The organism is Terracoccus sp. 273MFTsu3.1, from assembly GCF_000383675.1.
In the GTDB taxonomy this organism is placed as follows: Bacteria; Actinomycetota; Actinomycetes; order Actinomycetales; family Dermatophilaceae; genus Terrabacter.
In genome coordinates this window covers 188468-215081 of the sequence record NZ_KB911823.1, presented here as the reverse complement: position 1 = coordinate 215081, position 26614 = coordinate 188468, and the positions used below count along the sequence as shown (strand labels likewise).

The 26614-nt window shown below is 71.7% G+C and carries 25 protein-coding genes; 13 read left to right on the top strand and 12 right to left on the bottom strand.

Annotated elements, in window-relative coordinates; translation table 11 throughout:
- Window positions 1–3 precede the first annotated feature (3 nt).
- From sufD to H283_RS0113855, 5 genes are read right to left on the bottom strand one after another with little or no spacing between them, the layout of a single operon-like run.
- Window positions 4–1296: a Fe-S cluster assembly protein SufD gene (sufD, locus tag H283_RS0113875; RefSeq protein ID WP_081633873.1), complete on the bottom strand. Its 1293-nt coding sequence runs from the start codon at window positions 1294–1296 to the stop codon at window positions 4–6.
- Window positions 1296–2717 (bottom strand): Fe-S cluster assembly protein SufB, encoded by a 1422-nt coding sequence (sufB, locus tag H283_RS0113870; protein ID WP_020144124.1) that lies wholly within the window; start codon window positions 2715–2717, stop codon window positions 1296–1298. Before sufB ends, sufD begins: the two co-directional genes overlap by 1 nt.
- Window positions 2714–3538 carry a helix-turn-helix domain-containing protein gene (locus tag H283_RS0113865; protein ID WP_020144123.1) on the bottom strand — a complete coding sequence of 275 codons (825 nt, stop codon included), beginning with the start codon at window positions 3536–3538 and terminating at the stop codon, window positions 2714–2716. The genes sufB and H283_RS0113865 overlap by 4 nt, the downstream gene beginning before the upstream one ends.
- Before the next feature lie 44 nt (window positions 3539–3582).
- Entirely contained in the window at window positions 3583–4527 is a 945-nt protein-coding gene (locus H283_RS0113860; RefSeq protein WP_020144122.1) for a phosphatidylcholine/phosphatidylserine synthase, read from the bottom strand.
- Complete coding sequence (locus tag H283_RS0113855) at window positions 4524–5189, bottom strand: phosphatidylserine decarboxylase (protein WP_020144121.1); 666 nt, start codon at window positions 5187–5189, stop codon at window positions 4524–4526. The genes H283_RS0113860 and H283_RS0113855 overlap by 4 nt, the downstream gene beginning before the upstream one ends.
- Before the next feature lie 139 nt (window positions 5190–5328).
- Between H283_RS0113855 and H283_RS0113850 the strand changes: the two genes are divergently transcribed.
- The 7 genes from H283_RS0113850 to H283_RS0113820 all read left to right on the top strand — a co-directional run bounded on the left by H283_RS0113850 (window position 5329) and on the right by H283_RS0113820 (window position 11332).
- Window positions 5329–6039: an ABC transporter ATP-binding protein gene (locus H283_RS0113850; protein ID WP_020144120.1), complete on the top strand. Its 711-nt coding sequence runs from the start codon at window positions 5329–5331 to the stop codon at window positions 6037–6039.
- On the top strand, window positions 6036–6815 hold the full coding sequence (locus H283_RS0113845; RefSeq protein ID WP_020144119.1) for an ABC transporter permease: 780 nt from the start codon (window positions 6036–6038) through the stop codon (window positions 6813–6815). Before H283_RS0113850 ends, H283_RS0113845 begins: the two co-directional genes overlap by 4 nt.
- Window positions 6816–6915: 100 nt before the next feature.
- The gene (locus H283_RS0113840) at window positions 6916–7398 is read left to right on the top strand and encodes a DUF2231 domain-containing protein (RefSeq protein WP_020144118.1); all 483 of its coding nucleotides are present in this window, start codon (window positions 6916–6918) and stop codon (window positions 7396–7398) included.
- 144 nt (window positions 7399–7542) lie between these two features.
- Window positions 7543–8472 (top strand): heme A synthase, encoded by a 930-nt coding sequence (locus H283_RS0113835; RefSeq protein ID WP_020144117.1) that lies wholly within the window; start codon window positions 7543–7545, stop codon window positions 8470–8472.
- Window positions 8473–8549: 77 nt separating this feature from the next.
- The gene (locus tag H283_RS0113830; RefSeq protein ID WP_020144116.1) at window positions 8550–9260 is read left to right on the top strand and encodes a response regulator transcription factor; all 711 of its coding nucleotides are present in this window, start codon (window positions 8550–8552) and stop codon (window positions 9258–9260) included.
- Complete coding sequence (locus H283_RS25205) at window positions 9257–10309, top strand: cell wall metabolism sensor histidine kinase WalK (RefSeq protein WP_196805990.1); 1053 nt, start codon at window positions 9257–9259, stop codon at window positions 10307–10309. The genes H283_RS0113830 and H283_RS25205 overlap by 4 nt, the downstream gene beginning before the upstream one ends.
- A gap of 9 nt (window positions 10310–10318) precedes the next feature.
- Complete coding sequence (locus tag H283_RS0113820) at window positions 10319–11332, top strand: NUDIX hydrolase (protein WP_020144114.1); 1014 nt, start codon at window positions 10319–10321, stop codon at window positions 11330–11332.
- Window positions 11333–11372: 40 nt separating this feature from the next.
- Here the strand turns inward: H283_RS0113820 and H283_RS0113815 are convergent, their stop codons facing one another.
- The gene (locus H283_RS0113815) at window positions 11373–12347 is read right to left on the bottom strand and encodes a heme o synthase (protein ID WP_369791900.1); all 975 of its coding nucleotides are present in this window, start codon (window positions 12345–12347) and stop codon (window positions 11373–11375) included.
- 189 nt (window positions 12348–12536) lie between these two features.
- Between H283_RS0113815 and tkt the strand changes: the two genes are divergently transcribed.
- From tkt to pgl, 6 genes are read left to right on the top strand one after another with little or no spacing between them, the layout of a single operon-like run.
- A complete protein-coding gene (gene tkt, locus H283_RS0113810) occupies window positions 12537–14900 on the top strand; it encodes a transketolase (protein WP_020144112.1) in 2364 nt (787 codons plus the stop codon).
- Between the two features lie 5 nt (window positions 14901–14905).
- Window positions 14906–16018, top strand: coding sequence for a transaldolase (tal, locus tag H283_RS0113805; RefSeq protein ID WP_028785585.1), 1113 nt, complete (start codon window positions 14906–14908; stop codon window positions 16016–16018).
- Window positions 16015–17655 (top strand): glucose-6-phosphate isomerase, encoded by a 1641-nt coding sequence (locus H283_RS0113800; protein WP_020144110.1) that lies wholly within the window; start codon window positions 16015–16017, stop codon window positions 17653–17655. The genes tal and H283_RS0113800 overlap by 4 nt, the downstream gene beginning before the upstream one ends.
- Window positions 17652–19193, top strand: coding sequence for a glucose-6-phosphate dehydrogenase (gene zwf / locus H283_RS0113795; protein ID WP_020144109.1), 1542 nt, complete (start codon window positions 17652–17654; stop codon window positions 19191–19193). The genes H283_RS0113800 and zwf overlap by 4 nt, the downstream gene beginning before the upstream one ends.
- The gene (gene opcA, locus H283_RS0113790; protein WP_156023195.1) at window positions 19190–20656 is read left to right on the top strand and encodes a glucose-6-phosphate dehydrogenase assembly protein OpcA; all 1467 of its coding nucleotides are present in this window, start codon (window positions 19190–19192) and stop codon (window positions 20654–20656) included. Before zwf ends, opcA begins: the two co-directional genes overlap by 4 nt.
- Window positions 20653–21387: a 6-phosphogluconolactonase gene (pgl, locus tag H283_RS0113785; RefSeq protein WP_020144107.1), complete on the top strand. Its 735-nt coding sequence runs from the start codon at window positions 20653–20655 to the stop codon at window positions 21385–21387. Before opcA ends, pgl begins: the two co-directional genes overlap by 4 nt.
- 109 nt (window positions 21388–21496) lie before the next feature.
- On the opposite strand, the gene H283_RS0113780 is transcribed toward pgl, so the two are convergent.
- From H283_RS0113780 to whiA, 6 genes are all read right to left on the bottom strand, one after another.
- On the bottom strand, window positions 21497–21847 hold the full coding sequence (locus H283_RS0113780; RefSeq protein ID WP_081633871.1) for an RNA polymerase-binding protein RbpA: 351 nt from the start codon (window positions 21845–21847) through the stop codon (window positions 21497–21499).
- A gap of 12 nt (window positions 21848–21859) precedes the next feature.
- The gene (secG, locus tag H283_RS0113775) at window positions 21860–22105 is read right to left on the bottom strand and encodes a preprotein translocase subunit SecG (protein ID WP_020144105.1); all 246 of its coding nucleotides are present in this window, start codon (window positions 22103–22105) and stop codon (window positions 21860–21862) included.
- A 148-nt stretch (window positions 22106–22253) separates the two neighbouring features.
- Window positions 22254–23066: a triose-phosphate isomerase gene (gene tpiA / locus H283_RS0113770; RefSeq protein WP_020144104.1), complete on the bottom strand. Its 813-nt coding sequence runs from the start codon at window positions 23064–23066 to the stop codon at window positions 22254–22256.
- Entirely contained in the window at window positions 23066–24274 is a 1209-nt protein-coding gene (gene pgk / locus H283_RS0113765) for a phosphoglycerate kinase (protein ID WP_020144103.1), read from the bottom strand. The genes tpiA and pgk overlap by 1 nt, the downstream gene beginning before the upstream one ends.
- A 106-nt stretch (window positions 24275–24380) precedes the next feature.
- Window positions 24381–25385: a type I glyceraldehyde-3-phosphate dehydrogenase gene (gene gap / locus H283_RS0113760; RefSeq protein WP_020144102.1), complete on the bottom strand. Its 1005-nt coding sequence runs from the start codon at window positions 25383–25385 to the stop codon at window positions 24381–24383.
- Between the two features lie 200 nt (window positions 25386–25585).
- Window positions 25586–26566 (bottom strand): DNA-binding protein WhiA, encoded by a 981-nt coding sequence (gene whiA / locus H283_RS0113755; RefSeq protein ID WP_028785583.1) that lies wholly within the window; start codon window positions 26564–26566, stop codon window positions 25586–25588.
- Window positions 26567–26614 lie beyond the last annotated feature (48 nt).

The window sequence follows — 26614 nt, the reverse complement described above, 5'->3', positions numbered from 1 at the left end:
GGGTCAGTTCTCCTTGTTCGTGATGCTGGGCGTGTGCTGGGTGGGGGCGGCGTAGGCCGTCGACGCGAGCTCGTCCTCGATCGCCGCGGTGATCTCGTCGCGCAGGTCGGCGAGGGGGATCTCGCGGATGATGTCGGCGAAGAAGCCGCGCACGACGAGGCGCTTGGCCTCGTCCTCGTTGATGCCGCGCGACTGGAGGTAGAAGAGCTGCAGGTCGTCGAACCGCCCTGTCGCCGAAGCGTGTCCGGCACCCTCGATCTCGCCGGTCTCGATCTCGAGGTTCGGCACCGAGTCGGCGCGGGCGCCGTCGGTGAGCACGAGGTTGCGGTTGAGCTCGTAGGTGTCGGTGCCCTCGGCCTCGGCGCGGATGAGCACGTCGCCGACCCACACCGTGCGAGCGGTCTCGCCCTGGAGCGCACCCTTGTAGGTGGCGCGGCTCTTGCAGTGCGGTGCGTTGTGGTCGATGTACGAGCGGTGCTCGAGGTGCTGGCCGGCGTCGGCGAAGTAGACGCCGAGCAGCGTCGCGTCGCCGCCCGGGCCGGCATAGCGCACGTTGGCGTTGACCCGGACGACCTCGCCGCCGAGCGACACCGAGAGGTGCTTGAAGCGGGCGTCTCGCCCGACGAGGGCGTCGTGCTGGGCCAGGTGCTGGGCGTCGTCGGCCCAGCGCTGCACCGACACGACGGTGAGGTCGGAGCCGTCGCCGGTGACGACCGAGACGAGCTGCGCGTAGCGGGCCGACCCGGTGTGCTCGACGACGACGGTCGCCTTGGAGAAGCGACCGGCACGCACGACGAGGTGACCGTGCACGGGCTCACCGCCGTGGCCGACGAGCGACAGGCGTACGGGCTCGTCGAGCTCGGCCTCGGCCGGGATGTCGAGCAGCAGCGCGCCGCCGGCGGCCGCACCGGCCACGACGGCCGCACGGTCCTGCGGCGGCAGGATGCCGAGGCCCTGGGCCTGCTCGGAGGTGATCGTCGACGTCGTGACGCCCTCGGGGAGCGACGTGCTCCAGTCGAGGCTGCCCGTCGCGCCCTCGGCCAGCAGGCCGGCGAGCTTCTTGACGGGCGTGAAGCGCCAGTCCTCCTCGCGACCCGACGGGATCGGGAAGGCGGTGACGTCGAAGGACGCCGTGCGCTCGGCACGCGACTGGTCGGGCACGAAGGCCGCGGCGGAGTCGGTGTGGGCGGCCGCGCCGGGGGCGGCGACGGTGGTGGTCGGGGCGGCGTCGGGCACCGTGGTCTCGCTCTGCTGGGTCTCGGGGGTGTCGGTGGTCGTGTCAGCCAAAAGGCCCATCAGCCGACGGCTCCTTCCATCTGCAGCTCGATGAGGCGGTTGAGCTCGAGGGCGTACTCCATGGGCAGCTCACGCGCGATCGGCTCGATGAAGCCGCGCACGATCATCGCCATGGCCTCGTCCTCGGCCATGCCGCGCGACATGAGGTAGAAGAGCTGGTCCTCGGACACCTTCGAGACCGTGGCCTCGTGACCCATCGACACGTCGTCCTCGCGGATGTCGACGTAGGGGTAGGTGTCGGATCGGCTGATCGTGTCGACGAGCAGGGCGTCGCACCGCACGGTCGAGGCCGAGTGCGACGCGCCCTCGAGCACCTGCACGAGGCCGCGGTAGCTCGCACGACCGCCGCCACGGGCGACCGACTTGCTGATGATCGAGCTCTTCGTGTTGGGAGCCGCGTGGACCATCTTGGAGCCGGTGTCCTGGTGCTGGCCCTCGCCGGCGAAGGCGATGGAGAGCGTCTCGCCCTTGGCGTGCTCGCCCATGAGGAAGACGGCGGGGTACTTCATCGTCACCTTGGAGCCGATGTTGCCGTCGACCCACTCCATCGTCGCGCCGGCCTCACAGGTCGCGCGCTTCGTGACGAGGTTGTAGACGTTGTTGGACCAGTTCTGGATCGTCGTGTAGCGCACGCGGGCGTTCTTCTTGACGATGATCTCGACGACGGCCGAGTGGAGCGAGTCCGACTTGTAGATCGGAGCGGTGCAACCCTCGACGTAGTGCACGTACGAGCCCTCGTCGGCGATGATCAGCGTCCGCTCGAACTGGCCCATGTTCTCGGTGTTGATGCGGAAGTACGCCTGGAGCGGGATGTCGACGTGGACACCCTTGGGGACGTAGATGAACGAGCCACCCGACCACACGGCGGTGTTGAGCGCGGCGAACTTGTTGTCGCCGGCCGGGATGACGGTCGCGAAGTGCTCGCGGAAGAGGTCCTCGTGCTCCTTCAGGGCCGTGTCGGTGTCGAGGAAGATGACGCCCTGGGCCTCGAGGTCCTCACGGATCTGGTGGTAGACGACCTCCGACTCGTACTGGGCTGCGACACCCGAGACGAGGCGCTGCTTCTCGGCCTCCGGGATGCCCAGACGGTCGTAGGTGTTCTTGATGTCCTCGGGCAGGTCGTCCCACGTGGCGGCCTGCTTCTCGGTGGACTTCACGAAGTACTTGATGTTCTGGAAGTCGATGCCGGTGAGGTCCGAGCCCCACGAGGGCATGGGCTTCTTGCCGAAGAGGCTGAGGCTCTTCAGGCGCAGCTTCGTCATCCACTCCGGCTCGCTCTTGCGGGCCGAGATGTCGCGCACGACGTCCTCGTTGAGCCCTCGACGCGCCGTGGACCCGGCCACGTCGCTGTCGGCCCAGCCGTACTCGTAGGTGCCGATGCCCTTGAGGCCGGGGTTCAGCTCTTCGATGTGGGTGGTCATGAGGAACCTTCCTTGACGTGCGTGAGCGTGTCGGTGGTACTCGAACGAGGTGGGGCAGCCTCCGGGTCAACACCCGAGGGCTGCGTGGTCTTCCGGGGGCGGGAGCCGATCCCACCGGTCGGGACGAACGTCGTGCAGACGTGGTGTCCGCCCGCGAGGGTCGCGAGGCGCTGGACGTGCACCCCGAGCAACCGGGAGAACGCGTCGGTCTCGGCCTCGCAGAAGGCCGGGAACTCGGTGGCGACGTGCTGCACCGGGCAGTGGCCCTGGCACAGCTGGACGCCGGTCAGGCCCCCCGCGCCGACGGGCCGGGCGGTCGCGGCGAAGCCGTCCTCGCTCAGCGCCTCGACGAGCGCCTCGGTGCGGGCGGCGGGGTCGTCGCCGGCGGCTGCGAGCCGGGCGGCATACCGCTCCTCGAGCGCGCCGACGCGGCTGCGGGCGAAGTCGCCGACGGCCGCGGGTCCCGCGTGCTCCTCGAGGTAGCGGAGCACCTCGACCGCGAGCGAGTCGTAGTCGGCCTCGAGGGCGCTGTGGCCGGCGTCGGACACGACGTAGGCGCGAGCGGGGCGTCCACGACCGCGGCGGCCACCGGTGGGCTCGTGCGGGACGACGGCGCCCTGCTCGACGAGCGCGTCGAGGTGACGACGCACGGCTGCCGGGGTCAGGTCGAGATGACGCCCGAGCTCGGCCGCCGAGATCGGGCCGTCGGCGGAGACCATGTGGAGCACCCGCGAGCGCGTGCGCGACTCGAGCGGCGAGACGTGCTGGCCGTCCTCGCCGTTCTTCGTCTCACGCGGGGCATGCGCTCCGATAAACACCACACCATTGTGACGTAATTGGGGCCGCGACTCCAGTTAGGTCTTCCTTACCGCCACGGCGCGCGCTCAGCGTCGTCGTCCCCGTCGTCATCGTCGTCGTCGTCGTCCGGGTCCGGCGGCATGATGACCGACGGCATCCGCGTGCGCGGGGGCGCGACGGCGTCCTCCCCGAACCAGCGCCTCCGCAGCGGGGCCGTGACCCAGCCCAACGGGCAGGTCAGCACGTAGCCGTACGCGAGCGCCATGCCCGTCGCGCCGGGGAAGAGCGCCAGTCCCAGCGCGATGACGATCCCGAGCGGGACCGTGATCCGCAGGTGGCGCGGCGAGAGGAGGTCGCGGAAGGAGCGGAAGCGGTACGACGAGGCCATGAGCGCGGCCGGGACCACGCCGGCCGCGACCGGCACGAGGGGCGCCCAGTCGTAGAGCGGCTCGCCGATGGCGAGCACCGTCGAGATGACGACGCCTGCGGCGCCCGGGCTCGCGAGTCCGACGAAGTAGCGCTTGTCGGCGAGGGGGTCGATGGTGACGTTGAAGCGGGCCAGACGATAGGCCGCGCAGGCCAGCCAGAACATCGCCCCGGCCCACGCCCAGACCGGGTAGGCCGGCAGCGCCCACGTGTAGACGAGCACGGCGGGTGCGATCCCGAACGAGATGAGGTCGGCGAGCGAGTCGAACTGCAGGCCGAACGGTGTGATGGCACCGACGGCGCGGGCCACCGCCCCGTCGCAGATGTCGAGGACGATCGAGATGCCGACGAGCACCGCGGCCGCGCGGAAGTGCCCCTGGAACGAGAGGAGCACCGACGAGAAGCCGCACAGCATGTTGCCGAGCGTGAAGAGGCTCGGCAGGGTCGCCCGGGCACGGACGCGCGGGTTGAGCCGGTCGAGCGGGATGACCCGCGCGCCGGTGGCCGACACGAGCCGGATGCGCCGGCTCACCCGGTCGCGCCGGCGGGGGCGGTCGTCGGAGGTGGAGGCCGCGTCGCCGCTCACGAGGCGGCCGCCGCCGGGAAGCGGCCCAGCACGGTCTCGCCACCGATGGCGCGCTTGCCCTTGGTGACCTCGAGCTGCACCTCCGGCGGCACGAAGACGTCCATGCGCGAGCCGAACTTCATCAGCCCCATGCGCTCGCCGGTGGCGATCTCGTCACCGGGCTCGATGCGGGTGACGATGCGGCGCGCGAGCTGGCCGACGAGCTGGCGGTAGACGATGCGGCGCGGTCGGCCCGCGACGACGCGCTCGACGATGATCTCGCTGCGCTCGTTCTTCGTGGCGCTCTCGGCGCGGTAGGCGGCGAGGAAGCGGCCCGGCGTGTGGGTGACGTCGATGACGCGGCCGCCGTAGGGCGAGCGGTTCATGTGCACGTCGAGCAGCGACAGGAAGATGCTGACCTGCTGCCACTCACCCGGCGGGGCGATGCCCGGCTGCGGCTCCCCCACGTGCATGACGATCCCGTCGGCCGGGGCCAGCACGACGTCGGGGTCGGACACGGGTGAGCGGTCCGGGGTGCGGTCGGGGTCGCGGAAGAAGAGGGTCACCCCCGCGGTCAGCAGGCCGAGGGCGGCGGTCGTGCGCGGTCGGCGGGCCAGCGCGGCGATCACCGTGGGCACGGCGGCCATCGCGGTGAAGGGCTTGGCGGCTGGGTCGATCTTCACGGGTCGGGGTCTCCGTCAGGGTCGAGTGTGGTGAGCGGGTCGAGTGGGGCGGGCGGAGCGAGGACGGCGGAGGGGTACGCCGGTGGCGACCGAGGTGCGGTGACCGGGGTCGTCGGCACCGAGCCTAGACTCATGAGCCATGACCGATGCGGTGACACTGTCCGACCTTCGCCGCACCTTCGGTCAGGTGTCCGCCCTCGACGGGCTGACGTGGACGGCCCCGGCCGGCCGCATCACCGCGGTCCTCGGGCCCAACGGCGCGGGCAAGACGACCGCCATCGAGTGTGCCGTCGGCCTCGGGCGACCGGACGGTGGCACGGTGCGTGTCCTCGGCACAGACCCGTGGCAGGCGGACGCCGACCACCGGGCCCGCGTCGGCGTCATGCTCCAGGCCGGCGGCCTGCCCAACGGCACGAAGCCGCTGCGTCTGCTCCACCACCTCTCCCGCCTCTACGCCGACCCGCTCGACGTCGATGCCGTGGCGCGACGACTCGGCGTCACGGACTTCGCCTCGACGACCGTGCGCCGCCTCTCGGGTGGCCAGAAGCAGCGCCTCGCCCTGGCGGCCTCGTTGCTCGGGCGTCCCGAGGTGCTCTTCCTCGACGAGCCGGCGGCCGGGCTCGACCCGCACGGACGGCTCGACGTGTGGGAGCTCGTGGCCGAGCAGCGCGAGGCCGGGACGACCGTCGTCGTGACGACCCACTCGTTCGAGGAGGCCGAGCGCCTCGCGGACCACCTCGTCATCATGAACGCGGGACGCACCGTCGCCGAGGGGACTCCGGCCTCGGTGACCGGCGGCCGCTCCCTCGAGGACGTCTACTTCAGCCTGACCCGCAAGGGAGCCGCGTGAACACCTCAGCCACCCCGACGACGCCGACGGCCGCTGGAGCGGCTGCTCCTCGCCGCCGGGTCCTCGCCCAGGCCCGCTTCGAGGTCGGCAGCCTGCTCCGGAACGGCGAGCAGCTGCTCGTCTCGCTCGTCCTGCCCGCACTGGCGCTCGTCGGCCTCAGTGCCACGACGTCGCCGTCGCTCGGCCCGGGCACGCGCATCGACGTGGCGACACCGGGCGTCATCGCCCTCTGCGTCATCTCGGCCGCGTTCACCTCCCAGGCGATCTCGACCGGCTTCGACCGCCGCTACGCCGTCCTGCGCTACCTCGGCGTCACCCCGCTCGGGCGCGGTGGGCTCGTCGCGGCCAAGGTGGCGGCGACGCTGGCCGTCGAGGCGATCCAGATCGGCGTCATCGCCGTGCTCGGCCTCGTGCTCGGGTGGCGACCGGAGGTCGCCGGGATCGCGTATGCCGTCCTCTTCGTCGTCCTCGGCACGTGGGCCTTCGTGGCCCTCGCGCTCCTGCTCGCCGGGACCCTGCGTGCTGAGGCCGTGCTCGCCATCGCGAACCTCGTGTGGGTGCTGCTCCTCGCGGTCGGGGGTGTCGTCGTCCCCCGGAGCGAGCTGCCGGCGGGGGTGTCGCACGTCGTGGCCCTGCTGCCGTCGGCGGGCCTCGCGGACGGGCTCCGCTCGGCCCTCGTGGACGGGCAGCTGAACCTTCTCGCGCTCGCGGTCGTCCTCGCGTGGGGACTGGTCGCAACGGTCCTCGCGGCGCGTCTCTTCCGCTTCGACGACTGAGCGGACGAGACTGGCCGCAGCACGCGCACGACCGCTCGACCGCACGACCGCACGACGAAGCCGCACCACACCCCACGACCCCGACCGGCCTGGAGGCGACGTGTTCGACTACATCTTCGGTCTTCCGATGCACGCCCTCGTGATCCACGCGGTCGTCGTGCTCGTCCCCCTCTCGGCGCTGTGCGCGATCGCCTACGTCGTGCGCCCGGGGTGGCGGCGGCTGCTGCGCTGGCCGACGGCTGCCGGCGCCGTGATCTCGGGCGTCTCGGCGTTCGTCGCGGCCGAGAGCGGCGAGGCCCTGCAGCGCCGGGTCGCACGGGTGCGTGCGAGCACGACGGACTTCGACCTGCTGCGCAACCACACCGAGTGGGGCGACCGCGCCAAGCTCATCTGCCTGGCCTTCATGGTCCTCACGCTCCTGGCCCTGTGGTTCGTCCGACCGCCGGAGGAGGAGTCACCGCAGGGGCATGCGTTCGACGTGCTCATCGGCACGCTCGTCGTGCTGTCCGCCGTGGCCGCGATCATCACCGTCGTGCTGGCCGGTCACGCGGGATCCCTCGTGGTCTGGAACGGCCTGGCCTGACCCGGCCCCGCACGGCACCGCCGCCCGTCCGGGGACGGTCCGTCCTCAGGGTCCCGACGACACCGGGGCGATGCGGGGCGACCGCGCTCGGCGGCATACCCTTGCGGGGTGTCCTCCACGCCTCCCGTGACCGATGACGCCCCCGTGACCGGCCCGAGCCGTCTCGCCCGGGCCACCGGCCGCCTCCCCGCCGTCCGGCCCGGCTGGGTGCGGCCCCTGCTGCTCGCCAACCTCGTCGGCGAGGTCGGCATCGTCGTCACCGGCGGCATCGTGCGCCTCACGGGCAGCGGTCTCGGGTGCAGCACCTGGCCGGAGTGCCAGCCCGGCTCGTTCACCCCCGTCCGGACGCCCGAGAGCGAGTTCCACGACCTCGTCGAGTTCGGCAACCGCACGTTGACGAGCGTCGTCACGGTGCTCGCCCTCGCCTCGCTGTGGGTCGTGCTCACGCACTGGCCGGAGCGCCGGCGTCTGCACCGGGTCGCCATCGGCGTCCTCGCCGGCATCCCCGCACAGGCCGTGCTCGGCGGCATCACCGTCCTGACGGGCCTCAACCCGTGGACCGTCATGTCGCACTTCCTGCTCTCGATGGTCCTCGTCTCCTTGTCGACCATGCTCGTGCGCGGCGCCCGCGACGACGTCTCGGGCCCGGGTGAGCTCGTCGTGCACCCGCTCGCACGGACGCTCGCCCTCGGCACGAGCGCCGTCGGTGCCGTCGTGCTGCTCCTCGGCACGATCGTCACCGGCTCGGGGCCGCACTCGGGTGACGCCGACCGGCCTGCGCGCACGGGCTTCGACCCGCGGTTCGTCTCGTGGATGCACGCCGACGCCGTCATGCTCTTCTGCGGTCTCGTCATCGCGACCCTCGTCGCCGTGCGCATCACGGCGACCACCGACGAGGCCCGCCGCGCGTGGACCATGGTGCTCGTCGTCACCCTGGCGCAGGGGCTCATCGGCTACGTCCAGTACTTCACGAAGCTGCCCGAGCTGCTCGTGCTGCTCCACATGCTCGGGGCCAGCCTGCTCGTGGTCGCCCTGACCTTCGGCGTCCTCGCGACGAGGCGGCACCCGGTCTGACGACCGTCCGCCCGACGTCACCGGACCGCAAGGACTTTCGCCCTCGCCGACGGCCCGCCGCTGCCTAGGCTGGGGACGTGCCCACCGTCCTCGTCGTCGACGACGACCCCACGCTTCGCGAGGTCGTCTCCGGCTACCTGACCCGTGCCGGGCTCGACGTCCTCGAGGCGCAGGACGGCCGCGAGGCGCTGTCCGTGGCGCGTGACCGCTCCCCCGACCTCGTCGTGCTCGACCTCACCCTCCCCGGTCTCGACGGCCTCGAGGTCTTCCGCACGCTGCGCGCCGAGCGCGGCGACCTGCCGGTCGTCATGCTGACCGCCCGGGGCGAGGAGTCCGACCGGGTCCTCGGCCTCGAGATCGGTGCGGACGACTACGTGACCAAGCCGTTCAGCAGCCGCGAGCTCGTGCTGCGCATCCAGTCGATCCTGCGCCGTGCCGCACCGCCCGCCGCACCGCCCGCCGCGACGACGCTCGTCGACGACGACCTGCGTGTCGACATCCGACGCCACCAGGCCTGGCTCGCCGACCGTCCGCTCGCCCTGACCAGCCGCGAGTTCGACCTTCTCGCCCACCTCATGGCCCACCCGGGCACGGCGTTCTCCAGACGCGAGCTCATGGAACAGGTGTGGGGCTGGGAGTACGGCGACGAGTCGACGGTCACCGTCCACGTGCGCCGGGTGCGCGAGAAGGTGGAGACCGACCCGGCGCGGCCCGTCCGGCTCCAGACCGTGTGGGGCGTCGGCTACCGGTGGGACGGCGCGGCCGCCGCCACGGCGGTCGGGACGTGATCGCCGAGGCGGCCCTGCTGGCCGCGCTCGCGGCGGTCGCCGTCGGGACGGTCGGGGCGCTCGTCGTCCGGGCCCTCGCCTCCCGCTCGCTCGTCGCCGCCGCGGTCCTGGCACCTGTCGTCGTCATCCTCAGCGTCGCACTCGGCGTGGTCGTCACGGCGCACGCGATGTTCATCAACGAGCACGACCAGGCCGTGGTCCTCGTCGTGACGGCGACCTCCCTGCCCATCGCGGCCGTCTTCGGCTGGCTCATCGCCCGGCGCGTGCAGGAGCTGATGCGCGCCTCCGCCGAGGAGGCCGCCGAGCGCGACCGCGACCGACAGGTCGAGCAGAGCCGCCGGGAGCTCGTCGCCTGGGTGTCGCACGACCTGCGCACCCCGCTCGCCGGCATCCGTGCGATGGCCGAGGCCATCGAGGACGGCCACGCCCCCGCCGACGGCAGCTATCCGGCACGCATCCGGTCCGAGGCCGACCGCATGTCCGACATGGTCGGGGGGCTCCTCGCGCTGTCGCGGCTGCAGTCCGGCACGCTGCGACTCGACCGCGCCCCCGTCGACTTCGGCGACCTCGTCTCCGACGCCCTGGCATCGGCACGGGTCCTCGCGGATCGCCGAGGGGTGCTCGTGGGCGGCTCCGCCCCGGTCGAGTCCGTCACCGCCTCGGCCGACGCGGGTGAGCTCTCGCGCGCCCTCGCCAACCTCGTGACGAACGCGCTGACCCACACGGACCCCGGCGGCCGGGTCGACATCTCCCTCACCGCCGACGACGACGTGGCCCGCGTCAGTGTCGCGGACGGCTGCGGCGGCATACCTCCCGACGAGCTCGACCGGCTCTTCGACCCGGGCTGGCGCGGCACGAGTGCGCGAACGCCGGCCGCGGGCGTGGGCGCCGGCCTCGGCCTCGCCGTCGCGCGCGGGATCGCCCGGGCCCACGGGGGTGACGTGACGGTGGCCAACGCCGGCCACGGCTGCCGGTTCGAGCTTGCCCTGCCCGTCTCCGGCGCCGGCGCCGGCCCCCTCGGCGCGCCCGCGCCCGATGGTCATCCCTAGGCTGGGGAGGTGACCGACCAGCCGACGCTCCGTGAGGGCGAGCTCGTGCTGCGGCCGTGGACGATCGACGACAGCGACGAGACCCGCCCTCTCCACGACCGCGAGATCGCCCGCTGGTTCGACTTCCCCGCCGTCGAACCACCGGCCGACGAGCACCGGACCTGGATCGAGCGCACCCACGCCGAGTGGTCCGACCGGTCCAAGGTGACCTACCTCGTGCAGTGGCGTGGGCGACCCGCCGGCACGGTCGACGTCCGCGTGCAGGACCCCGGTGTCGGCGTCCTGTCCTGGGCGGTCTTCGCCCCCTACCGCGGTCAGGGTCTCGCGTGGCGGGCCGTGCGCCTCCTCGTCGAGTGGGCCTTCGAGGCGCTCGACCTCGAGCGTGTCGAGGCGCACGTCAACCCCGACAACCGGGCATCCGTGCGCACCGCCCTGCGAGCCGGGCTCCGCCGGGAGGGACGGCTGCGCGGGAACGCGACGCTCGCCGGCGTGCGCCAGGACACGGTCGTGCTCGGTCGGCGGCGCGACGACGCACATCCGGACACCCGTGAGGGCTTCACGGCGATGCTCGACTCGACCCTTCCGACCAAGCGCGCCATCGCCCAGGGCGTCCTGCGCTCCGGCGCGGGGCACCTGCTGCTGTGCGAGCTCGTCTACAAGCGCGAGTGGGACCTCCCCGGCGGCGTGGTCGACCGGCACGAGTCACCCGCCGCGTGCGTCGTCCGCGAGGTCCGTGAGGAGCTCGACCTCGCCGTCACCGCCGGGCCGCTGCTCGCGGTCAACTGGCTCCCAGCCCTGCACGGCTGGGGCGACGCGACGGTCTTCGTCTTCGACCTCGGCACCGTCGACGCCGCCGTCGTCGAGCGGGCGCACCTGCAGCAGCGCGAGATCCGCGGCGTCCACTGGGCCGCTCCAGGGGACTGGACGGGGCGGGTCGCCCCCTACAACGAGCGGCTGCTCGACGCGCTGCACGCTCACGACGGCGGGACGCTCTACCTCGAGGACGGCACGCCGACCCTCTGACCGCGCCACACGGCATACGCCCTCGGTGTGGCGTCCCCGGTCAGGAGAAGAACGGCAGCGGCAGGTGCCAGATGGGGTCGAGCGCGACTCCCACGAAGAGGATCGTGAGGTACGTGATCGAGAAGTGGAACAGGCGCATCGGCTTGAGGACGTCCTCGGCCGCACCGGCCTTCGCCTTGGCGAGGAGACGGTGCGCCTCGGTGAGGAAGAGCGCGCCGGCGACCACGGCAGCGGCGGTGTAGACCCAGCCGACCTGCTGGACCGGCACGAGCGCCAGCGACGTGAGCACCATGGCCCACGAGTAGGCGACGATCTGGCGCGCGACGACGACGAACCGCTCGACGACCGGCAGCATCGGCACGTGCGCCGTGGCGTAGTCGTCCTTGTAGCGCATCGACAGCGGCCAGTAGTGCGGCGGCGTCCAGAAGAAGATGACCATGAAGAGGATGAACGCCGACCAGCTGAGCGAGTCGGTGACCGCCGACCAGCCGATGAGCACCGGCATGCAGCCCGCGGCGCCGCCCCAGACGATGTTCTGGGCCGTGCGGCGCTTGAGCAGCAGCGTGTAGCCGAAGACGTAGAAGAGCAGCGCCCCGAGGGCGAGCCAGGCGCTCAGCCAGTTGACGAGCAGGCCCAGCCACACGGTCGACCCGACGGCCAGCGCCACCCCGAACACGAGCGCGCCCCGGGGACTGACCGTTCCGGTGACGAGCGGCCGACGACTCGTGCGGTGCATGACGGCGTCGATGTCGCGGTCGATGTAGCAGTTGAGGGTGTTGGCCGCACCGGCGGACAGCGTGCCACCGACGACGGTGACGACGACGAGCCACAGGTCGGGCACGCCCTGCTCCGCCAGGAACATCACGGGGATGGTGGTGATGAGGAGCAGCTCGATGATCCGCGGCTTCATCAGCGAGACGTACTGTCCGAGGAGGAACTTCAGCCCACTGCCGTCGGGACCGTGCAGCGCCGAGAGGTCGGCGCGGGGGTCCACCGTTGTCACTGAGATCCTCACCGCTGGTACGTCGCTCCGACCCGCTGGGTACGTGAGCATTGCGTCGCAAGTCTAGACCGTCGCCGCCGACGGCCGGCACCGCACCGGCAGATGGCCGTTCCGACCGCCGGGCGAGGTGTCGTCCCTCACAGCGCGGGCACTAGGCTCGTGGCCGTACGTGATCAACCCTTGTTGAAGGAGACCCGTTCCGTGCCCACTGCTGCGTCCAGCACCGCCACGAAGGCGAAGAAGCCCACCCGATCCAGCACCACGCGGACCGCGAAGACGAAGGGCCTGCTGGCACAGCGCGACCCGGGTCTGCCGCTGCCCGTGGCGAAGAAGGCCGGCTGGAGCGATCTCGACGTGCGCGCGGTCGACACCACGCGACTGCTCGCCGCCGACGCCGTGCAGAAGGTCGGCAACGGCCACCCGGGCACGGCCATGTCGCTCGCGCCGCTCGCGTACCTGCTCTACCAGAACGTCATGACGCACGACCCGTCCGACCCGGCCTGGCTCGGACGCGACCGGTTCGTGCTCTCCTGCGGGCACTCGAGCCTCACGCAGTACATCCAGCTCTACCTCAGTGGCTACGGCCTCTCGCTCGACGACCTCAAGTCGCTGCGCACGTGGGGCTCGCTGACGCCGGGCCACCCCGAGGTCCACCACACCCCCGGTGTCGAGATCACGACCGGCCCGCTCGGTTCGGGTCTCGCCTCGGCCGTCGGCATGGCCATGGCGCAGCGCCGCCAGCGCGGCCTCTTCGACCCCGATGCCAAGCCGGGCACGAGCCCCTTCGACCACCACGTCTACGTCATCGCCTCCGACGGTGACATGCAGGAGGGCGTCTCCCACGAGGCCTGCGCCCTCGCCGGCCACCAGGAGCTCGGCAACCTCACCGTCGTCTACGACGCCAACCAGATCTCCATCGAGGACGACACCGACATCGCGTTCAGCGAGGACGTCGCGGCGCGCTTCGAGGCCTACGGCTGGCACGTCGCGCGCGTCGACTGGCGCAAGGACGCCGACGGCGCGACCTACGTCGAGGACGTCGACGCGCTGCTCGCCGCGATCCGCTCCGGCGACTCGGTGACGGACAAGCCGACCCTCGTCGTGCTGCACACGATCATCGCGTGGCCCGCGCCGACGAAGCAGAACACCGGCAAGTCCCACGGCTCGGCCCTCGGCGACGAGGAGATCAGCGGGACGAAGGAGCTGCTCGGCTTCGACCCGAAGAAGACCTTCGCCGTCGAACCCGCCGTCCTCAAGCACGCTCGCGACGTCGTCAAGCGCGGCAAGGCCGCTCACCGCGAGTGGGACAAGGCGTACAAGGCGTGGCGCAGGGCCAACCCGGACCGTGCGGCCCTGCTCGACCGCATCCTCGCGGGCCAGGCCCCGGCTGGCCTCGCCAAGGCGATGCCGACCTTCCCCGCCGACGAGAAGGGCGTCGCGACCCGTGCCGCCTCCGGCAAGGTCCTCACGGCCATCGCCGACGTCATGCCCGAGCTCTGGGGCGGCTCCGCCGACCTCGCCGAGTCCAACAACACGACGATGGAGGGCCAGCCGTCCTTCATCCCCACCTCGAAGCAGACGTCGACGTGGAAGGGCGGCCCGTTCGGCCGCACGCTGCACTTCGGCATCCGCGAGAACGGGATGGGCATGATCCTCAACGGGATCGCACTCGAGGGCCTGACCCGTCCCTACGGCGGCACGTTCCTCGTCTTCTCCGACTACATGCGCCCGGCCGTGCGTCTCGCCGCGATCCAGCAGGCACCGGTCACCTACGTGTGGACGCACGACTCCATCGGGCTCGGCGAGGACGGCCCGACCCACCAGCCGATCGAGCACCTCGCGGCCCTGCGCGCCATCCCCGGCCTCGACGTCGTCCGCCCGGCGGACGCCAACGAGACCGCCGCGGCCTGGGCGCAGATCCTGACGAACGGTGACGGGCCCGCCGCCCTCTGCCTGACGCGCCAGCCGGTCCCCACGTGGGACCGCACGAGGTACGGCAAGGTCAGCGGCGTCGCCAAGGGCGCCTACGTCCTCGTCGAGGAGTCGCGCGCCGGTGACCCCGACGTCGTCATCGTCGCGACCGGCTCCGAGGTGCAGCTCGCGGTCCAGGCCGCGGAGCGCCTCGAGAAGTCCCGGATCGCCACGCGCGTCGTGTCGATGCCGTGCCGGGAATGGTTCGAGAAGCAGACCCGTTCCTACCAGGACAAGGTCCTGCCGCCCGCAGTCCGGGCCCGCGTCAGCGTCGAGGCGGGGATCTCGATGGGCTGGCACGACGTCGTCGGCGACGCCGGGCGCATCGTCAGCATCGAGCACTTCGGCGCCTCCGCCGACCAGGCCACGCTGTTCCGTGAGTTCGGCATCACCGCCGACGCCGTCGTCAAGGCCGCGAAGGACTCCATCAAGGCAGCCAAGGGCTCCGCGACGAAGGCCCCGGGGGTCACCGAGACCAACCCGGCCCGCGCCGCCCAGAGCGCGTCCACCGATGTCATGGGTGGCGACGCGCAGACCGGCAGCGGCAAGGCCGCCAGCGCGGCAGCCGCATCCGCAACGAGCAAGGGGAAGTGACCAGCATGACCAACCCGAACACCCAGGCCCTCTCAGAAGCAGGCGTCTCCATCTGGCTCGACGACCTGTCCCGCGAGCTCATCGAGACCGGCAAGATCTCCGAGCTCATCGAGGAGCGCAACGTCGTCGGCCTGACGTCGAACCCCTCGATCTTCCAGGCCGCGCTCTCCAAGGGTGAGCGCTACAACGACGACCTCGCCGCGCTGACCAAGGACGGCAAGGACGTCGAGAGCGTCGTCTTCGAGCTGACCACGTCCGACGTGCGCCGTGCCTGTGACCTCTTCCTCCCGCTCTACGAGTCGACGAAGGGTGTCGACGGCCGCGTCTCGATCGAGGTCGACCCGCGCCTCGCCCACGACACCGACAAGACCGTCGAGCAGGCCAAGCAGCTGTATGCCGCGGTCGACCGCCCGAACGTCCTCATCAAGATCCCCGCGACGAAGGCCGGCCTCCCGGCCATCACGGCCACCATCGCCGAGGGCATCAGCGTCAACGTGACGCTGATCTTCTCCCTCGAGCGCTACCGCGCCGTCATGAACGCCTACCTCGAGGGCCTCGAGAAGGCGCACGCCAACGGGCACGACCTGTCGACGATCCATTCGGTCGCCTCGTTCTTCGTCTCGCGCGTCGACACCGAGATCGACAAGCGGCTCGACGCCATCGGCACCGAGGAGGCCCGCGCCCTCAAGGGCAAGGCCGGCCTCGCCAACGCCCGCCTTGCCTACCAGGCCTTCGAGGAGGTCTTCTCGACGCCGCGCTGGGGCTCGCTCGCCGAGGCCGGTGCCAACGTGCAGCGCCCACTCTGGGCGTCCACCGGCGTCAAGGACCCGGCCTACCCCGACACGATGTACGTCGACGAGCTCGTCGCCGCCGACGTCGTCAACACGATGCCCGGCAAGACGCTCGAGGCGACGGCCGACCACGGCGACATCCACGGCGACACGGTGACCGGCAGCTACGAGCTGGCCGGCAACGTCCTCGACGACCTCGAGGGCGTCGGGGTCTCGTACAACGAGGTCGTCGACCTGCTCGAGACCGAGGGTGTCGACAAGTTCGAGAAGGCGTGGGGCGAGTTGTTGGACGGCGTCACCGCGGAGATGGAGAAGGTGACGGCATGAGCTCGCTGTCCGTCAGCGCATCAGGAGCAGCGGCGGACGCGATCGGGAGGCACGTACCGAGCCTCGTCGGCGACTCCGTCGCGAGCCGCCTCTTCGCCCGGGACGCCACGCTGTGGGGTCCCGACGCCGAGTCCGAGTCGCGGATCCGCCTGTCCTGGGTGGGCCTCCCGCGGTCGTCGCGCCCCCTCGTCGGCGAGATCGCCGCGCTGCGCGACTCCTTCGCGGAGCAGGGCCTGACGCATGTCGTCCTCTGCGGCATGGGCGGCTCCTCGCTCGCACCCGAGGTCATCTGCGCCACGGCCGGCAAGCCGCTCGTCGTGCTCGACTCGTCCGACCCCGACTACGTCCGGCGCGCCCTCGGCGACGACCTCGAGCACACCGTGGTCGTCGTCTCGAGCAAGTCCGGCTCCACGGTCGAGACCGACTCCCAGCGCCGTGCCTACGAGCAGGCGTTCACCGACGCCGGCATCGACCCCGCGTCGCGCATCGTCATCGTCACCGACCCCGGCAGCCCGCTCGACGAGGAGTCCCGCGCCAAGGGCTACCGCGTCGTCAACGCCGACCCCGACGTCGGTGGCCGCTACTCGGCGCTGACCGCCTTCGGCCTCGTGCCGAGCGGGCTCGCCGGCGTCGACGTCGAGGCCCTCCTCGACGAGGCCGAGTCCGTCGCGGACCTGCTGGCCGCCGACGACGACGCCAACCCCGGCCTGCGTCTCGGCGCCGCCATGGGTGGCACCGACCCCCTGCGTGACAAGCTCGTCCTCGTCGACGACGGCTCCGGCATCATCGGGTTCGCCGACTGGGCCGAGCAGCTCATCGCGGAGTCCACCGGCAAGAACGGCACCGGTGTCCTGCCGGTCGTCGCCGGCGGCGACGAGGACCCCGAGGTGGCCTGGCCCGCGGCCGACGTCACCGTGGCGCGTCTCGTCGCCGCGGACGACGAAGCGATCCCCGCCGACGACGTCGCCTCGGAGGTACGCGTGGGCGGCGCCCTCGGTGCCCAGCTGCTCCTGTGGGAGGTGGCCACCGCCGTCGCCGGGCGCCTGCTCGGCATCAACCCCTTCGACCAGCCGGACGTCGAGAGCGCCAAGAAGGCCGCCCGCGCCCTGCTCGACCAGGGGACGGGTGCGAGCACGGATCCCGCCGCGACGGACGGCGCCATCGAGATCCGCACGCTCGGTGGGTCGGGCGACTGGCTCGGCGGCGCGCAGACCGTGCCCGCCGCCCTCGACGCGCTCTTCGCGCAGCTCGACCCGGAGCACGGCTACGTCGCCGTCATGGCCTACCTCGACCGGCTGGCCGACGCCGACCTCGCCGCGTGCCGCGTCCCGCTGGCCCGTCGCACCGAGCGTCCGACGACGTTCGGCTGGGGCCCGCGCTTCCTGCACTCGACCGGCCAGTTCCACAAGGGTGGCCCGGCGGTCGGCGTCTACCTCCAGATCACGACGGAGCCCAAGGAGGACCTCCCGATTCCCGGACGCGAGTTCACCTTCGGTGACTTCATCGCGTCCCAGGCGGGCGGCGACGCCGCGGTCCTCGCGGACCACGGTCGCCCCGTCCTCCAGCTGCACCTCACCGACCACGACGCAGGTCTCGCGCAGCTGCGCGAGGCGCTGCTGGCAGGAGGCCGCGCATGAGTCCTGCGCGCATCTCGCACGGGCACAACCCGCTGCGCACCGCAGAGGACAAGCGCCTCCCCCGCATCGCCGGACCGTGCGGTCTCGTCCTGTTCGGCGTGACCGGTGACCTGGCGCGCAAGAAGCTCATGCCGGCGATCTACGACCTCGCCAACCGCGGGCTGCTGCCGCCGGGCTTCTCGCTCGTCGGCTTCGCCCGCCGTGACTGGGCGGCCCAGGACTTCGGCCAGGTCGTCCACGATGCCGTGAAGCAGCACGCCCGCACCCCCTTCAGCGAGGACGTGTGGCGCAACCTGTCGGAGGGCTTCCGTTTCGTGCCCGGCACGTTCGACGACCCGGCGGCGTTCGACCTGCTCGCCAAGACCGTCGACGAGCTCGACCAGGACCGCGGCACAGGCGGCAACCACGCCTTCTACCTCTCGATCCCGCCGGGCTTCTTCGCGACCGTGTGCGAGCAGCTCGAGCGGTGCGGCCTGACCAAGGCCGAGGGCGACAGCTGGCGACGCGTCATCATCGAGAAACCCTTCGGCCACGACCTCAAGAGCGCCCAGGAGCTCAACGAGATCGTCGAGGGCGTCTTCCCGCCGGACTCCGTCTTCCGCATCGACCACTACCTCGGCAAGGAGACGGTCCAGAACCTCTTGGCACTCCGCTTCGCCAACCAGCTCTTCGAGCCGGTGTGGAACGCCAACTACGTCGACCACGTGCAGATCACGATGGCCGAGGACATCGGCATCGCCGGCCGCGCGGGCTACTACGACGGCATCGGTGCGGCACGCGATGTCATCCAGAACCACCTGCTCCAGCTCCTCGCGCTCACGGCGATGGAGGAGCCGGTCTCCTTCGACGCCAAGGACCTTCGCGCCGAGAAGGAGAAGGTGCTCTCGGCCGTCCGCCTCCCTGCGGACCTCGACAAGGGCGCCGCACGCGGGCAGTACGCCGGTGGCTGGCAGGGCGCCGAGGAGGTCGTCGGCTACCTCGAGGAGGACGGCGTCGACCCGACGTCGGTCACCGAGACCTTCGCCGCGGTGACGCTCGAGGTCGACACCCGCCGCTGGGCGGGCGTCCCCTTCTACCTGCGCACCGGCAAGCGTCTCGGCAAGCGCGTCACCGAGATCGCGGTCGTCTTCAAGCGGGCGCCACACCTGCCCTTCGAGCACACCGCCACGGAGGAGCTCGGGCAGAACGCCATCGTCATCCGCGTGCAGCCCGACGAGGGCGTCACCATCCGCTTCGGCTCCAAGGTGCCCGGTGCGCAGATGGAGGTCCGCGACGTCACGATGGACTTCGGCTACGGCTCGTCGTTCACCGAGGCGTCGCCCGAGGCGTACGAACGCCTCATCCTCGACGTGCTGCTCGGTGACCCGCCCCTCTTCCCGCGGCACGAGGAGGTCGAGTCGTCCTGGCGGATCCTCGACCCGCTCATGAAGCACTGGGCCAAGTCGGGCAAGCCCCAGCAGTACCCCGCGGGGACGTGGGGACCGCCCTCGGCGGACGAGATGCTCGAACGCGACGGACGTACGTGGAGGATGCCGTGATCCGCGACCTGACCGACACCACGACCACCGGGATCAGCAAGACGCTGGTGCGTCTGCGCAACGAGGTCGGTGCGATGGCTCTCGGCCGCGTGCTGACGCTCGTCGTCGTCGTCGAGGACAGCGACGCCGGCAACGCCATCGAGATCGCCAACCAGGCGAGTCGCCAGCACCCCTGCCGCATCATCGTCGTCATCGCCGGTGACCGTCGCGGCAAGAACCGCCTCGACGCACAGATCCGTCTCGGCGGCGACGCCGGTGCGAGCGAGATCGTCGTGCTCCGGCTCTACGGCGCGCTGGCCAACCACGGCCCGAGCGTCGTCGTGCCGCTCCTGCTGCCCGACTCCCCCATCGTGGCCTGGTGGCCCGGCGAGGCACCGGCGGACGTCGCCAAGGACCCCATCGGCGCGATGGCCCAGCGACGCATCACCGACGCGGCCGAGCACCGCAACCCGCGGCTCATGCTCAAGAAGCGCGCGGCGAACTACGCGCCGGGCGACACCGACCTCGCGTGGACCCGACTGACCCGCTGGCGCGGCCTGCTCGCAGCCGCGCTCGACCAGCCGCCCTACGAGCCGATCACCGGTGCCGTCGTCAGCGGCGCGCCCGACTCCCCGTCGAGCGACCTGCTCGCCGGCTGGCTCTCGCGGCGGCTCCGGGTGCCCGTGCACCGGGTCTCGACCCCGCGCGGCTCGGGCATCAGCTCGGTCCGCCTCGAGCGCAAGAGCGGTCCCATCGACCTGGTGCGTCCCGGCGACGTCGTCGCGACGCTCTCGCAGACCGGTCAGCCCGACCGCCGGATCAGCCTGCCCCGGCGCGAGCTGCCGGAGTGCCTGGCCGACGAGCTGCGTCGCCTCGACCCGGACGACGCCTACGAGGACGCGCTGCTGCACGGCCTCGGGGCGCTCCAGCCGGTGCGTCTCACCGCAGCCGCTGCGGCCAAGGCGGGCAAGGCTCCGGACCCCGCCGAGTCGCGTCGCCTGGCCGCCCGCCTCGGCCGTGACGAGTCGGCGCAGGAGGCCAGCGCGATGATCACGGCTCCCCCGGCGCCCGAGCACGCCGAGACCGCCGACGTGCACGCGGCCACGGTCCGCAAGCTCGCGGGCAAGCGGACGCCGCGCGAGAAGCAGGCGGCGAAGAACCGGAAGAAGGCGTCCGGGACCGAGTCGTCGACCCCGGCCACGACGGCGGCCACGCCCGAGCGGACCACCGCCAAGCGGGCCACTGCGAAGCGAGCCACTGCGAAGCGAGCCACCGCCAAGGGAGCCACCGCCAAGCGGGCGACGACGAAGGCGGCCGCGACGTCGGCCACCCGGGGGGCAGCGACGAAGAGTGCGTCGAAGACGGGCGCCGCGGCCAAGAGCACGACGAAGACCGCGTCGCGCACGACGGCGGGCACGCGCAAGGCGACGGCCCGCAAGGCCACCACGGCCACGAAGGCGGCGAGCGGGACGGCGACCTCGTGACCGCCGAGCCGCGCGTCGTCGTACACCCGGACAAGCAGTCGCTGGCCGACGCCGCCGCAGCCCGGTTCGTCACCGCCGTCATCGACGCCCAGACCCGCAACCCCGAGGCCCAGGTGGCTCTCACCGGCGGGTCCATGGGATCGGCGATCATCGCCTCCGTCCTGACGACGCCGGGCCGCTCGGCCGTCGACTGGTCACGGGTGCGGGTGTGGTGGGGCGACGAGCGCTACCTGCCCGCGGGTGACCCCGACCGCAACGACACCCAGAACGACGAGGCGGGTCTCAGCGCGCTGGGTCTCGACCCCGCGAAGGTGCACCGGGTGGCCGGTCCCGACGCCTCGGACAGCGCCGAGGCCAGCGCCGAGGCCTACGCCCGCACGATCCGCGAGCACGGCCAGAAGGCGTGGGACGTCGTGCTCTTCGGCGTCGGCCCGGACGGTCACGTCGCCTCGCTCTTCCCGCACCACCAGGCCCAGCGGGTGACCGACGCCATCGCGGTCGCCGTGCACGACTCGCCGAAGCCCCCACCGGACCGGGTGAGCCTCACCTTCGAGTGCTTCGAGCGCTCCCACGAGGTGTGGTTCCTCGTGTCCGGAGCCGACAAGGCGGAGGCGGTCAAGGCTGCGCTCGTCCCCGGCACGGACCGCTGGGACGTCCCCGCGGCCGGACCGGCGGGCACCGACGCGACCGTCTGGCTCGTCGATGCGGACGCGGCCTCGGCCCTCGACTGACCGACGCGGGCGACCCTCGCGGCACCGGACGGCATACGACACGACGCAGGGCCCGGGAGGATCTCCCGGGCCCTGCGTCGTCAGAGTCACCCGAGGGTGACCGGTGAGGTCACTGGATGAGGCCGCGCTCGCGCAGCGTGCTGAGGGCCTCGTCGAGGATCGCGGCGCCGTCGGCGTCGCTGCGACGCTCCTTCACATAGGCGAGGTGTGTCTTGTAGGGCTCGACCTTCGGCGGGGCCGGCGGGTTGTCCTTGTCCTGGCCGGCCGGGAACCCGCAGCGCGGGCAGTCCCACGTCTCGGGCAGGACCATGCCGGGCTCCTCGGCGAAGCTCGGACGCGTCTCGTGCCCGTTGGAGCACCAGTAGGAGATGTGGACGCGAGGGGCGGCGTCGCCGCGCTCCGCCTCGCCCATCGGGCCGGCGCCGACCCTGCTTCCACGAATGGCGTTACCGCTGGCCATCTGTTCCTTCTCTCAGCTCGCGAAACGGGCCAGGAGGCCCAGACCGATGATCGCCGTCGCCCACACGAGCGCCACGGCCACCGTGAAGCGGTCGAGGTTGCGCTCGGCGACCGATGAGCCACCGAGCGACGTGGACATGCCCCCGCCGAACATGTCGGACAGGCCGCCACCCTTGCCCTTGTGCAGCAGGATGAAGAGGGTCAGGACCATGCTGGACAGCACCAGCAGGACCTGAAGCACGATGCGAACCGCATCCACGTGGTCACTCCAAATCGTCGGGATCTCGGGGGTCGTCGGGCCGGACGGCCACTCCCCCGCGTTGTTCCGGGGCTCGGGCAAGGATACCTGCCCGAGGGCCCATCGGCCGAACGGCCCCGTGGGGACGCGTCCGGCCGACTGGAACGTATCAGGACGTGCCGACGTGGTCGCGGTAGCGACAGATCGACGCGAACTCCGTCGGGTCGATCGACGCACCGCCGACGAGGGCGCCGTCGACGTCCTCCTGGGCCATGATCGCCGCGACGTTGCCCGACTTGACGCTGCCGCCGTAGAGGACGCGTACGCCGTCGGCGACATCGCCGCTGTAGAGCTCGGCGAGCAGCGTGCGGATGGCCGCGCAGACCTCCTGCGCATCGTCGGGCGTGGCGACCTCACCGGTGCCGATGGCCCAGATCGGCTCGTAGGCGATGACGACCGACGCCGCCTGCTCCTTGGTCACCCCGTCGAGGTTCTCGCGCAGCTGGGCGACGACGTGCTCGACCTGGCGGCCCTCCTTGCGCACGTCGAGCGCCTCGCCGCAGCAGAGGATCGGCGTCAGGCCGTGGGCGTAGGCCGCCTTGACCTTGGCGTTGACGACGGCGTCGGTCTCGCCGTGGCCCTCGCGCCGCTCGCTGTGCCCGACGGCGACGTACGTGCAGCCGAGCTTGGCGAGGAAGGCGCCCGAGATGTCACCGGTGTAGGCACCCGACGTGTGCGGCGACAGGTCCTGCGCGCCGTACCTGAGGTCGAGCTTGTCGCCCTCGACGAGCGTCTGGACCGAGCGCAGGTCGGTGAAGGGCGGCAGCACGGCGACCTCGACGGCCGCGTGGTCGTGCTTCGCGTCGCGCAGCGTCCAGTCGAGCTTCTGCACGAGGTGCGTCGCCTGGAGGTGGTCGAGGTTCATCTTCCAGTTGCCGGCCATGAGCGGGACGCGCCCGACCTGCTTGGTGTCCTTGGCCATCAGGCGTCGCCCTCCTCGAGCACGGTGAGTCCGGGCAGCTCCTTGCCCTCGAGGTACTCGAGACTGGCACCGCCACCGGTGGAGATGTGCCCGAAGTCGGAGTCGGCGAAGCCGAGCTGGCGCACCGCCGCAGCGGAGTCCCCGCCGCCGACGACGGTGAGCGCGCCCTGGGCGGTGATCTCGACGAGCGCCTGGGCCAGCGCCTTGGTGCCGGCGGCGTAGGGCTCCATCTCGAAGGCACCCATCGGGCCGTTCCAGAAGACCGTGCGGCAGTCGGCGAGCTTCTCGGCGAAGAGCGCGCTGGACGCGGGCCCGATGTCGAGGCCCATCCGGTCGGCCGGGATGGCGTCGGCCGAGACGACCTCGTGCGCCGCGTCGGCGCTGAACGCGTCGGCGGCGACGACGTCGACCGGGAGCACGATCTCCACGCCCTCCTTCTCGGCCCGCTCGAGGTAGCCCTTGACCGTGTCGATCTGGTCGGACTCGAGCAGGCTCTTGCCGACCTCGTGGCCCTGCGCGGCGAGGAAGGTGAAGACCATGCCGCCACCGATGAGGAGGCGGTCCGCCGTGCCGAGGAGGTTGCCGATGACACCGAGCTTGTCGGACACCTTCGCGCCACCGAGGACGACGGCATAGGGACGCTCGGGGTCCTTCGTCAGGCGGCGCAGGACGTCGACCTCGGTGGAGACGAGGTCGCCCGTGGCGTGCGGCAGGAGACGCGCGACGTCGTAGACGGAGGCCTGCTTGCGGTGCACGACCCCGAAGCCGTCGGAGACGAAGACGTCTGCGAGAGAGGCGAGCTCGCCCGCGAAGCCGGCACGCTCGTCGTCGGTCTTGGCGGTCTCGCCCGCGTTGAAGCGGAGGTTCTCGAGGAGCAGCACCTGGCCGTCCTCGAGCGCTGCGGCCTTGGCCCTGGCGTCGTCACCGACGGTGTCGTCGGCGAAGACGACGTCGGTGCCGAGCACCTCGCTGAGCCGCTTCGCGACGGGGGCGAGGGAGTACCTGGCCTCGGGCGCGCCCTTGGGGCGTCCGAGGTGGGCGCAGACGATGACGCGGGCCCCGGCGTCGGCCAGGCCCTTGATCGTCGGGGCCGAGGCGCGGATGCGGCCGTCGTCGGTGATCGTCGAGCCGTCGAGCGGCACGTTGAGGTCGGACCGGACGAGGACGCGCTTGCCGCGCAGGTCCCCGAGGTCGCTGGTGGTCTTCACGCGGGATGCCTCTTCGTCAGTTGGGGAATGGGGCGGACACGGGTGACAAGGGTGCGGCCACCGCCCGGGGTGCTCACGAGAGCACCGAGGGCGGTGGCCGAGTGGCTCAGAGCGACGAGCCGACGAGCGCGACGAGGTCGACGAGGCGGTTGGAGTAGCCCCACTCGTTGTCGTACCAGCCGACGACCTTGACCTGGTTGCCGATGACCTTGGTGAGGCCGGCGTCGAAGATGCACGAGGCGGGGTCGGTCTCGATGTCCTTGGAGACGATCTCGTCCTCGGTGTAGACGAGGTAGCCCTTCATCGGGCCCTCGGCGGCCGCCTTGACGGCGGCGTTGACCTCTTCGACGGTCGTCTCGCGACCGGCCTCGAAGGTCAGGTCGGTGGCCGAGCCGGTCGGCACGGGCACGCGGAGCGCGTAGCCGTCGAGCTTGCCCTTGAGCTCGGGCAGCACGAGGGCGACGGCCTTGGCGGCGCCGGTCGTGGTGGGGACGATGTTGAGGGCGGCGGCGCGGGCCCGACGGAGGTCCTTGTGCGGGGCGTCCTGGAGGTTCTGGTCCTGCGTGTAGGCGTGGATGGTCGTCATGAGGCCCTTGACGATGCCGAACTCGTCGTTGAGTGCCTTGGCCATCGGCGCGAGGCAGTTCGTCGTGCACGAGGCGTTGGAGATCACCGTGTGCGCGGCGGGGTCGTAGAGGTCGTCGTTGACGCCCATCACGATCGTGATGTCCTCGTTCTTGGCCGGGGCCGAGATGATGACCTTCTTGGCACCACCGTCGATGTGGGCCTTGGCCTTCTGGGCGTCGGTGAAGAAGCCGGTGGACTCGACGATGATGTCGGCGCCGACCCCGGCCCAGTCGATGTTGGCGGGGTCGCGCTCCTCGAAGACCCGGATAGCCTTGCCGTCGACGATGATCGACGTGTCGTCGTAGGTGACCTCACCGGGGAAACGGCCCAGGATCGAGTCGTACTTGAGCAGGTGGGCGAGGGTCTTGTTGTCCATGAGGTCGTTGGTGGCCACGACCTCGATGTCGGCTCCGGACGCCACGATGGCGCGGAAGAAGTTGCGGCCGATGCGGCCAAAGCCGTTGATACCAACGCGAACGGTCACTGCTGTGCACCTCTTCGGTGAGACTGTGTGTCGGACGAAAATGCCAGACCTTGGGCCGCCCCGTTGCGACCTCGATCACACCACACCCTAGTGCGTCGCCTCCGACGCCGAAGCGGCAGTCTCAGGGCTTGGTGAGCACGCGCTCAGCACGCGCAGCACCGCCGGGCAGGCACCCGGGCGACGGGTCGGGCGGCTCCGGTTCAGCTCTCGAGCATGTCGGCCGTGAGGTTGGCGTCGGTGCCGGCGACCCCGAGCTCCTCGGCCCGCTTGTCGGCCATGGCGAGCAGGCGACGGATGCGACCGGCCACGGCGTCCTTGGTCATCGGGGGCTTGGCCAGCTGGCCGAGCTCCTCGAGGCTGGCCTGCTTGTGCTCGAGGCGGAGCACACCGGCCTCACGCAGGTGGTCGGGGATCTCCTCGCCGAGCAGCTCCATGGCGCGCTCGACCCGGGCCCCGGCGGCGACGGCGGCCCGCGCGGAGCGGCGCAGGTTGGCGTCGTCGAAGTTGGCCAGACGGTTGGCCGTGGCCCGCACCTCGCGGCGCATCCGCCGCTCCTCCCAGGCCATGACGGCGTCGTGGGCCCCGAGACGCGTCAGCATCGCGCCGATGGCGTCGCCGTCGCGGATGACGACCCGGTCGACGCCGCGGACCTCGCGGGCCTTGGCCTGGATGCCGAGGCGACGTGCGGCACCGACGAGGGCGAGAGCGGCCTCGGGCCCGGGGCACGTCACCTCGAGCGCCGACGAGCGCCCGGGCTCGGTGAGCGAGCCGTGCGCGAGGAACGCGCCCCGCCAGGCAGCCTCGGAGTCGCACGTCGCGGCGCTGACCACCTTGGGCGGCAGGCCGCGGACGGGACGTCCACGCGTGTCGATGAGCCCGGTCTGCCGGGCGAGCGTGGCGCCCTCCTCGACGACCCGGACGACGTAGCGGGAGCCACGACGCAGACCACCCGCGGCGAGGACGAGCACGTCGCTCTTGTGCCCGTAGACCTCGGCGATGTTGCGGCGCAGGCGGCGGGCGGCGTTCGCGGTGTCGAGCTCGGCCTCGACGACGATCTGTCCCCCGATGATGTGCAGCCCGCCGGCAAAGCGGAGCATCGTCGAGACCTCGGCCTTGCGGCAGCAGGGTTTGGTCACCTCGAGGCGTGAGAGCTCGTCCTTCACCTTTGCTGTCATGGCCATGGGCGACATCCTGCCACCCTGATCAAGCACCCTCGCGCCGGAGCCCCG

Bases quoted from the DNA above. Each gene is read 5' to 3' on its own strand.
- sufD (WP_081633873.1), bottom strand. From the start codon at position 1,296: ATGGGCCTTTTGGCTGACACGACCACCGACACCCCCGAGACCCAGCAG.
- sufB (WP_020144124.1), bottom strand. From the start codon at position 2,717: ATGACCACCCACATCGAAGAGCTGAACCCCGGCCTCAAGGGCATCGGC.
- H283_RS0113850 (WP_020144120.1), top strand. From the start codon at position 5,329: ATGACCGATGCGGTGACACTGTCCGACCTTCGCCGCACCTTCGGTCAG.
- tal (WP_028785585.1), top strand. From the start codon at position 14,906: ATGACCAACCCGAACACCCAGGCCCTCTCAGAAGCAGGCGTCTCCATC.
- H283_RS0113800 (WP_020144110.1), top strand. From the start codon at position 16,015: ATGAGCTCGCTGTCCGTCAGCGCATCAGGAGCAGCGGCGGACGCGATC.
- zwf (WP_020144109.1), top strand. From the start codon at position 17,652: ATGAGTCCTGCGCGCATCTCGCACGGGCACAACCCGCTGCGCACCGCA.
- H283_RS0113780 (WP_081633871.1), bottom strand. From the start codon at position 21,847: ATGGCCAGCGGTAACGCCATTCGTGGAAGCAGGGTCGGCGCCGGCCCG.
- tpiA (WP_020144104.1), bottom strand. From the start codon at position 23,066: ATGGCCAAGGACACCAAGCAGGTCGGGCGCGTCCCGCTCATGGCCGGC.
- whiA (WP_028785583.1), bottom strand. From the start codon at position 26,566: ATGGCCATGACAGCAAAGGTGAAGGACGAGCTCTCACGCCTCGAGGTG.